6 protein-coding genes are annotated in these 9,678 nt (G+C 51.9%); 2 read left to right on the top strand and 4 right to left on the bottom strand.

What is annotated here, in order from left to right; all coding sequences use genetic code 11:
- Positions 1–295 precede the first annotated feature (295 nt).
- The 3 genes from AC2FEE_RS25225 to gntH (AC2FEE_RS25215) all read right to left on the bottom strand — a co-directional run bounded on the left by AC2FEE_RS25225 (position 296) and on the right by gntH (AC2FEE_RS25215) (position 4,647).
- Positions 296–1,420: a HupE/UreJ family protein gene (locus AC2FEE_RS25225; protein WP_496868165.1), complete on the bottom strand. Its 1,125-nt coding sequence runs from the start codon at positions 1,418–1,420 to the stop codon at positions 296–298.
- Between the two features lie 151 nt (positions 1,421–1,571).
- Complete coding sequence (locus AC2FEE_RS25220; RefSeq protein ID WP_496733832.1) at positions 1,572–3,350, bottom strand: hypothetical protein; 1,779 nt, start codon at positions 3,348–3,350, stop codon at positions 1,572–1,574.
- Positions 3,351–3,450: 100 nt separating this feature from the next.
- Positions 3,451–4,647, bottom strand: a complete 1,197-nt coding sequence (gene gntH / locus AC2FEE_RS25215) for a guanitoxin biosynthesis MBL fold metallo-hydrolase GntH (protein WP_282170937.1) — start codon at positions 4,645–4,647, stop codon at positions 3,451–3,453.
- Positions 4,648–4,761: 114 nt separating this feature from the next.
- Between gntH (AC2FEE_RS25215) and AC2FEE_RS25210 the strand changes: the two genes are divergently transcribed.
- Positions 4,762–5,331, top strand: coding sequence for a TetR/AcrR family transcriptional regulator (locus AC2FEE_RS25210; protein WP_481669049.1), 570 nt, complete (start codon positions 4,762–4,764; stop codon positions 5,329–5,331).
- Between the two features lie 212 nt (positions 5,332–5,543).
- Positions 5,544–6,665 (top strand): guanitoxin biosynthesis MBL fold metallo-hydrolase GntH, encoded by a 1,122-nt coding sequence (gntH, locus tag AC2FEE_RS25205; RefSeq protein WP_496868164.1) that lies wholly within the window; start codon positions 5,544–5,546, stop codon positions 6,663–6,665.
- An 846-nt stretch (positions 6,666–7,511) separates the two neighbouring features.
- Here gntH (AC2FEE_RS25205) and AC2FEE_RS25200 read toward each other — a convergent pair.
- Positions 7,512–9,269: an adenylate/guanylate cyclase domain-containing protein gene (locus AC2FEE_RS25200; protein WP_496733836.1), complete on the bottom strand. Its 1,758-nt coding sequence runs from the start codon at positions 9,267–9,269 to the stop codon at positions 7,512–7,514.
- Between the last annotated feature and the right edge of the window lie 409 nt (positions 9,270–9,678).

The following is a 9,678-nucleotide window of genomic DNA, read 5'->3' as shown; positions in this document are numbered from 1 at the left end:
AACCGGGAAATTTACCACTAACTCAAGTGAGATTGAGAGGTTGATTTTTTGGAGGTAGGAGAAACGAAATCTAATGCGCACGGCCGCAATGCGCAGAAAGCAGACTTTGCAAAGTCCGGCGTGCGGCCCTAACCCTTCTGCGGTTCAGCTTCTGCTTCGTCATACGAAGGTAGATACTACAGTACGTTACCTATGCGCCGTTCGCTTTCCGAAACCAACCGTGCCCGAAATCGCGGCAGCATCTGAAAAAAGACCGAACCGAACGCTGTCACTGGGTTGGAAGCAGTAGTCCTTTCTAAATCGTAATCAATGATAGAAAATCTATTCCGCGTTCGAAAGTCCACCAACTTGCGATAGCTGCACATACAATTGCAATCGAAACTCTCAACGACATTTCGGGTGTCGGACCTAGTTTCGCGAAGAAGTGCAGCAATGGCCAGATCACAAGAACAATAGCGAGCTGACCAACTTCAACACCAACATTAAACGCCAGCAGGCTCTGCCAGATGTTAGGCGACGTCACCTGAAGTATTTCATGTAAAACGAAACTGAAGCCCAAGCCATGAAGAAGACCCATAAGTACCGTTACGACAAAGACCTTTTTGTTAGAGTTCCTTTCCAACTTGTCCCGTCTAACGGCCAGAAAGGCCGCGTAGACGATGGACAAGGCAATCCCGGTTTCGACAAATGGCACAAACCAGGCTCCTGACGGCACATACCCGAAAAATCCAAGGGACAGAGTTACGCTATGGCCTACCGTAAAGCCGGTGACTCGCCACAGAAGTGCGCTTAGACCGGGGGCACCAATCACCAGGCAGATAACAAATAACACGTGGTCGATGCCTTCCAGGATGTGTCGCAGGCCTTCCCAAACGAAAGTTACGATCCCTGAGAGCCGGGACCTGGAAACCTGCACCGGTTCTTCCATCAGGCCTCGGGTTCGAAAGACTAGCGGATCGCTTGATCCATAGTCCAGAATGAGATTGGCGGTCATTTCCTGATCGGGCAGGCCTGGGTCCAAAGAACTGGAGATGGCATAGGAGATCGGCGCATTTCCCAATTCATACCAGAGCGTGACATCCACAATAACGTCACCAACATAAACTGGCGGGTCATCCTGTATGGTCGTTCCCGCTGACACAGATTGCTGGGCTTCGCTCAGCGTCGCAAAACCCGGCTCCTCACCTACTTTGTGAATGGTCACGGATTCAACGTCGCCCAGAACCCGCGTACCAGTGATTTCGATGATCGTACCGGTTTCCGCGATGCGCCCAAGGCCAAGCGGGTTTTCAGCGATTTGTGAGGAGTCGACAAAATGAACCACCTGACCATCCTCAAGCGCATTTGTCGTGAAAGGAGCCGCTTCAGGAAGACCATCCTCACCCTTTTTGCCGATTTTGTCCGCCACTAGATATGGCATGGGCGTTCGCAAATAGATGCGCAGACCGTCGCTTGTGTGTTCTACGTGAAAAATACGAACATTGAGGTTCAGCAGGAAATGCGCCTGGCTGGCGACCGCAGCCAAGATCAAACAGGTCGTTATCCAAATCAACAACACCTTGTTCAGTCGGTTAAACATCCGGTGCGCGCGCCTCCATTACAGTGATACCCGTAAGCTTCCAAACGCCTCTTTCGGGACGGAACTCGACCCTTGCCCGATATTCCACCCGACGACGATGATCATGGCCCCAGTGACCCGCTCGGGCGTCTACAATCCACTTGGCAACCCCTTCGAAAGCACCGGTTATCTTATTGTCGCCTTCCATGATTGCGACATCGGTCACTTCGGCGATCTGTGCGCGGCTTCCGCCAGGCACATGAATGGCAAGGTTTGTTTCGAGTTCAGCAGCGACGTCTGTGAGGGCCGTGTTCCTGACAATTGGCTCTAGCGCTTTGCGACGTGCTTCTGGTGAGACCTCAAGCGCGGCCACATACGAGTTCGCCAAAAGTAGGGAAAAAATTTCAGAAGCCATCTGTTCTCTGGATGGACCGGCTATTGGATTTTGAAATGGAATTTGCATTTCGTGCCGAAAGGCGACCCCTGCAACTAAACTGCCAGCCGACAGCAGGACGAACCCGATCCGCCGACTTTTTAGGGTCGACAAGAGCGCGCCCACGCCTGCACCAAGCGCAACAGCGACAGCCAGTGCAGTCCAAATCGGCAGAAAGAAAACTCCCGTCGCCTGTACCCGCGTAACTTCAGGGTCGACGTAGCGTTTCAAATGGTTGATCCAACTTACCTCTGGATCTTCAGGAGTAGCCCAATCCAGAAAGGGACCGGCAACATCTGTCAACGTCACAGGCACATGCTGAATGGTTTGGTCGAACATATCCCATGTGACAGTCGCCTCTTCGGGCAGAGTCGAAATCGGATAGGACAATATCAAGCCTGCAAAAGTCGTGTCGGTCAGAAGCGTCGGAGAGCCCTCAACGACTTGAACTCCTGTTTCGCCCAGCGTCAGAAATGCGCCCCTGACAGAGGTGGGCTGAACTGGATCCCCCCCGATAATGACCGGATTACGGGTTTCGAATGCGTCCAGCGCAGCGTCGAGTATTGTTTCCTGCTGAGATGGGTTCAGTTTGGAACCCGTACCAAGGTCCATGTCTATCCAGGGCGCAAGTTCCCGCAGCCGGATAAGGATCTCGTGGCGAACCTCGCGTGGCGCAACGTACAGAAAAGACGTTGTGCCGCTTTGAGCTGACCGATTGAGGTTCGCATTGGTGAACGCGGTGAACCATGGGTCGGACCAGTCAATCTCAAGTCGTGCGTCACTATCGAAGTAACTGAATTTGGTGACAGGGACGGCACGATCAAAAACCATGAAGCCAATTGATGTGGCGGGCTTATCCTCCTTGGGTGTCGGAGGGCGAAAAATCAGGGTCTCGGGGCGCGCGCCGTCAAAACCGAAGAAAGCTTCGATGTAGATAACTTGCGGATCTTCAGGAGGAGCAGGAATTATGCGCCCGGTAATGGGATCGGTTCTTCCGGCCAAGGGGGATGCGCGGTCAATTCTCTCACGGTTCTCGGCAGTCACAAATTTGAACGACAAAGGTGATCTGTCGGCGCGGCTTACCGAAATGCCTTCGGATTCACTGCCAAACGCAGCTTGATGTGTAGCAACTGTCGGGTGGAGGTCCTGCAATATCTCGCTAGGCAAAAACGACGCAAAACCTTCAAAATCCTCGGGATAGACTTCCAGCTCAAGTCGAACGCCGTCGTTTTCCACCTGAAAGACTGCGATGTTTCTGGCGACCTCCGCCCCGCTATACGGAATGACGTCACCTATTGCAGAGCTGCCTATCACCAAAGCGGCGAACAACGTCAGAAGGCATCGGAATTGGATCAGCAATTTGGCCAGCGTCCTTCGCGGCGTCAAACTAAGTACAGAAACTTTGTCATTTCCGTCTTGTGCAGCTCATTATCGAGCCGCACCAAAACGTGTCATTACGTCAGTTTTGATCCGGCATAGGCGGTGGCGTGTAACCGTCCCATTTACCTGCTTGGACCTTGTCCGACGGTTCTTTTTCTTTTGAACGCTGTGCATCGATGTATTCGTCGCTTACTGCGGGCGGCAACGCATAGTCATCCACGCTCGCCTCGCGTACGACAATCTGGTCTTTGGTTACGTTGATCACCTGAAGATCACGTGCCAGCGTGAGTGGCCCATCGTAAGTCGACCGCACCCCCTCCAGAATCGCCTGGTAGTTTTCTGGTGAAAGCACGGAGTGATATCCCAAGGCCATACGCGGTTGGACGGCAGACATGACCTTTCCGAATGCCGCTGGCTCGGAATGGACGCGCGTGGCGACATATGTCGCTTGCGTCATGTCCCAGCCAAAATACGGTGCCAGCGCATCAGGTGGCAGGAAAGCCTCGTGGGAAGCAAGATCGGCTCCTTTGGCATATTCGACATACCACTTGTTCGGGTAGGTATCTCCGCCAAAAACGTATTTCAGCCCATTCCACTCAAGGGAATAGCTGACGGAACCGTCGAGGCTATGGATCGCAGGCCAGGAACGAATGGTGACACCGTTGTCTTGATAAACGATCTCGTTTTCCTGCATGTAGTCGAACTCGGTGACTTCGAGCTTGGCGCCCTCATCCGGCAACGCGCCCGTTCGCGTAGCAAGGTCCCACGCATAGGCTTTTGACATACCCTCAACGTAGGCTTTTGTTCCAAGTTCATCTTCTGATCCCGTGGGGCCATAGATGTGAAGCGGTGTATAACGACCTGATAACCATCCACCAACGTGCAGCCCCATAAAGTCCCCAACATGATCAACATGCAGGTGGCTGAAGAAAACTTTGTCGATCTTCGAAAAATCCGGGCGCAGCGAGAACAAGTTACCCGTTGATCCGGTGCCGACGTCGAACAGAAAGACATCACCGTTGCCCAATTCCACATAAAACGAAATTGAAACGGCGGCCTTTGTCTGGTTTGGCATACCTGTCCCTAACGCGGTTATCCGCATCTCATCTTCGCCGAGAATTTCAGTATTGGGGAAATAGGATGCCGGATAAACACCATCTTCAATGGGGGCAGCCGTTCGACCCGTGGGCAACATATTCTGCGCTGTGGCGGTTCCAGCTACCGCGATCCCCATTGCAAAAACCAAAGCCGTTGCGGAATTGAGCAAGCTATTCATAGTTCCCCCTCCATTCTGAAATAGTCATTCAGCACACAAATTCGTGAGCTCCCCATTCTCCGTAGACATCTCTACGGTAGGTCCATAGACTGCTCTATGTCAATAGAGGTGCCTATGGAAGCTGAGCCAAGGATAATTGAAAAACGGGAAAAGGCGTCACGGGAAGATTGGCTGCTTGCGACACTGGACGTTCTGAGGGAGCGGGGAATCGAAGGTGTGAAAGTTGTTGCAATTGCCCGCAGGCTTGGCCTGACCAGTGGAAGTTTCTATTGGCATTTTCGGAACTTAAAGGATCTTCTCGACTCGGTTCTGCTATTTTGGGAAGACGCTCTAACTGGTCATATCATCGAAGACGCACTTCAGTTCCAGGGACCGCCGGAAGAGCGGATAAGGGTATTGATGCATCAGGTTATCCGCGAAGACGCTTCCAGGCCGGATGGAGCTATCGCGGTCTGGGCAAAATCCGATGCCGATGCCGCACAATGCTATAAGCGTGCTATTAAACGACGATTTGAATTTTCTACATGGCTGTTCCAAGAGCTCGGTTTTGCACCCCCTGATGCTGAGATTCGAGGCCGGATGATGGTCATGACCCTGATGGGTGAGACAACGAACGATCTGAAACTGCAAGAAAACTGGCCGAGTGTAATTGACCGGCACTGGCGAGTTTTGGTGGACAAATAGTTTCCCACCGATTGGGTTGAACAACGTCATTTTCGATCAATTTTGCAGCTTTTGTCTCCGAGCTGATTGAAGCGTTGATTTTGTACACATTGGTGTCACACGCTGGGCTCCTGCGGGTCCGTTCCGTGTCCAATGGCTATCGATTTCGGGCTGATGGTATTTCGTAGTATCCTTATCGAAATCAAAAATTTTTGGGGGGACTAAGTGTGCGATTGAATCTGATATCAACTCTAGGCTTGGCATTTGCTTCGATATGCTCAACTGCGGCTTCTGACAGTGCGCTGGAGGCGCGAAAGTTCTATTATCCGAATACTGAACCACTTGGTGAAGCGGAGATGCGCGTTGTCTCGCTGGGTACTGGAACGCCCAATTTTCGACACTCCCAGGCGTCTGCATCATGGTTGGTCGAACTTGGGAACGGCGATAAATTTCTATTCGATGTCGGGACTGGTTCGTTAGCCAATTTGGCAGCCTTGGAGATTCCGTACACGTATCTCGACAAAGTGTTCATCAGTCACCTGCACGTAGATCATATCGGAGACCTGGATGCGCTATTTGTCGGCGGATGGGTTTCCAACCGGACTGTGCCATTACAGGTCTGGGGGCCAAGTGGACTGGAACCAGAGTATGGAACCGCGGCGGCAATGGACGGGCTTCAAAAAATGCTAGCGTGGGACGTGGCTGGACGTCGCGGAAACATGCCCTCCGCGGGAGGCCATCTAAAGGTAACTGAGTTCGACTATTCGAAGACGCAGGTGGTTTATGAGAACGATGGTGTGGTCATACGCTCCTGGCCCGCGATACACGGCATTGACGGTTCCGTGTCATACAGCGTGGAATGGAACGGGCTTAAGTTTGTCTATTCGGGTGACACCAACCCAAACAAGTGGTTCGTAGAAAACGCCAAAGAGGCTGATCTCGTCATCCATGAATGTTACCTAACGGTACAACAATTTATCGATATAAAGAACTACGATCCCGAACGTGCTCGTTTGGTTGCAACGGTAGTTCACACACCACCGGATGCGTGCGGCAAGCTATTTTCGGCTATCGAGCCTCGGCACGCGATTGCCTATCATACATTTGCCGACTTCGACATCGCCCCCGATACAATTGCGGCAATTCGAATGACCTATGATGGGCCGCTTACCTTGGCTCAAGATATGCTCGTCTGGAACATTTCGGCGGAGTCAGTAACCGTTCGAGAAGTTATAGGGTCAGACAATCCGTTGCCAGTTGCCCCCCCGACACCCGCCGGGCCACCTGACCCAAGTGAACGAACAGAATTGTCAGATTGGCTCAACGCAGGCCGACTCGACCTTGGCCAGGAGTAACCTGCGAGAAGCAATTCTTGCCAAACTGGGTTTGAGAAATCGGCAAAGCCCACATACTTGTGGTGAAGAACCTTTTGCCGATCATTCGGCAAGGGTCCGCGTTATCTGCTCTTGGATTGTAGGGCCAGATCGCGGCGGAAGACTGGCTTGGATTTAGCCGAAGTCCGCTGGATTAAACGACCGGCCTGGGAAAATCTGCCGCCCGCCGAATGATCGCAAGCGCAAGCGCAAAGGTTTTCTGTGTGAGAGAAAGTTGCGTGGGTAAAAGGCGGATTTGTTGCGCGTCTCGATTGTCGAAGCTGAACGCTGCGATAGGTCCGTACGAAATTCCGCGCAATCAACGCGGGTGAAGGACTGGTTCGGTGAAAACCGCTGCGTTGCCGAACTTTTGGCCCGCAGCAGCGACGACTTTCTGAGTCAGCAATAGCTGCGTGGGCAAAAGGCCGATTTGTCCGCTCCAAGGACTTCCAAAGCTCAGTAATGAATGTCCGGTTTGGGCTGATAGTGTTGAAAAACTCCCATTTTGCAGAAAACCAATGAAAAATTCGCCCGTAGAAGGTCGGTTGCACAATTTCGCCAAGGGGTCGGCCAAAACATGGGTGTGGCCATGTGAGCGGCTCTTTCAACCTGTCAAACGCAAACAGGACTGACTTTCATGTTACACAGGAATTTGGTGAAAATACGAGAGCGAGAAAATTCCGAGTTTTTCAACACTATCGGCTGACAGCTATCTTAGTCGATACTGTGCCTGATCCGAATTTTCGATTTAAGTATTAAAGCGCTAAGCAAATTCGTGGCAATCAAAACAATCTTCTGATCTCGGAAAACTAATACAATACTGTGGCGCTACTCTGGTAGACCGGCCTTTAGCATAGCATCCGCCCAGAATTTGCGCAGGGCTTCAGTTTTGTAGACCATGTGCCCGGTATAGGTTTGCACTGAAAATTGAGGATCGATTGAAAGAACTGCGTCTACTGCTTTCGTAGCATTTTCGGTGTCATCAAGATCAGCGTGGATCGCTGCCAAACGGATTTGGCACAACAAGGTGCCTGGCAAGCGGGTTTCCAAGTGCCGGTAAACTGTTCTTGCTTGCTCCAGCTGACCTAACCCGCGATAGGCATCCCCCAAATGGCTGAAATACCAGTCCGGGCTGTAGGGCGACAGCCGAATGGCCTTTCGCATGCTATTCAGGCTTTCCTCAAATTCACCACAACTATTGTACGCAATTGCCAGCATGGCGTGAGAAAGCGAGACACTGGGTTGCCGTTCGATAGCTTCATTGCAGAAGGCTTTGGCTTCATCAAAACGAGATTGGTTGGTGAAAATATACCCTTGCAGCGCATAGACATCAGCCGGGACATTTTTCATAGCCAACAATGCGTCGCAAATTGACTGGGCCTCGTCAGTTGATGCCTTCGGATCTTGATGAAACCCAAGGCGGGCACCGGCTTGCAACGCCCAGCCCAGGCCCGTTCTGAATGAGGAGTTCTCGGGGTCAAGTTCAACCGCTTTGCGGTAGAGCTGAATCGCAGAGAGATTCCCTTCTTTTGTAAATTTGTATTGTTCACTGATGCCACGCATCATCAAGTCCCATGCCTCAAAGTTAGGCGCTTGATCAGCCCAAAGCCTGAGCTCTTGTCCGTGTGTAAGGTTGACCGCCAATGAGATGGAAATTTCGCGTGTGATTTCATCTTGAACGGCAAATATGTCTTCAATCTGACGGTCATACCGGTCGGCCCACAAATGCGACCCGGTTTGGCACTCAATAAGCTGCCCGGTGATGCGAACCCGCTGCCCCGCCTTTCGAATACTCCCTTCAAGGACGAAACGAACGCCTAATTCCCGCCCGACCTGTCTCACATCGACAGACCTTCCTTTGTAGGCAAAGGTCGAATTGCGCGCCATCACGATGAGGCCATTGATATGCGACAAGGCAGTGATAATGTCTTCGGTAATTCCGTCCGCGAAGTATTCCTGCTCTGGGTCGCCTGACATGTTTTGAAATGGCAGGACAGCGATTGACGGTTGGTCCGGCAACTCCAACTGCTCACCCGTTAGAACTTCGTAGAACTCAGGTGACAGGCGCGCCGGGTCGAGATCGATGCTGTAGGCGCCAATCCTATGCTCGATGTTTTTTAGATCTTGTTCACCCAGATTCTTGAAGCTGCCGGAGACCTTTCCTTTGATTTGACGGTATACATCCTCGGAAATGCAGACGCTTCCGGGTTCTGCAATTGCTTCCAATCTTGCGGCTACGTTGACGCCTTCCCCAAAAACATCTGAACCTTCAGAAATTACATCTCCCAGATGAATACCGATCCGCAATTGAATGCGTTGTGCGCGGGGCACGTCGGGTTCTCGGTCCTGCATTGCTCGTTGAATGGCAATAGCGCAGTCTGCCGCGCCGACCACACTGGTGAATTCGGCCAACAAACCATCGCCCATCAACTTGACTATTCGCCCTCTTGCCTCGCGTATTTGGGGTTGAACCAATTCAGATAGTAAAAGGTTTAGGCGTAGTAGCGTGTTTTCTTCATCACCCCCCATGAGGCGTGAGAAGCCAGCAACATCGGCTGCCAAAATCGCTACAAGTTTCCGCTTCACTGTCAGCCCTCCGCGCAAGTTACGTTAGAGGCAACGACCCGCAAGGTCTACGTTTGTGCCCCCTTGAACGTTTGCTGTTCCATCGCGGAGATAATTTTTTGAAGCTAATAATATGGCCCCCAAGGCTTCGCACCGCTAAATTCAGCTTGGGCGATTTAAATCCAACGACCGCTTCGGGCTGCCACCGGTCGCTGCTACGTGGTGCAGAGAACTTCAGCAGCGAGCCCTCACTACATGTTTTCTGTGATGCAGCGAATGTCGGCTTCAGAGTGGCATACTAAGAAGGTTACAAAAGTGGCTACGAATTTGCCGATACACAAGGCGAATGCCAGTGTCCGTCATCGAATGATTTGGAACACGAGCGTTTGATTGGCTTAGGAGGATCAGGCTCGCTGTAGTTTCAATCTAC

Source organism: Ruegeria sp. YTSC199 (assembly GCF_059609725.1).
Note: the sequence above shows the minus strand (reverse complement) of the source record. Positions and strands in the feature narration are given on the sequence as shown.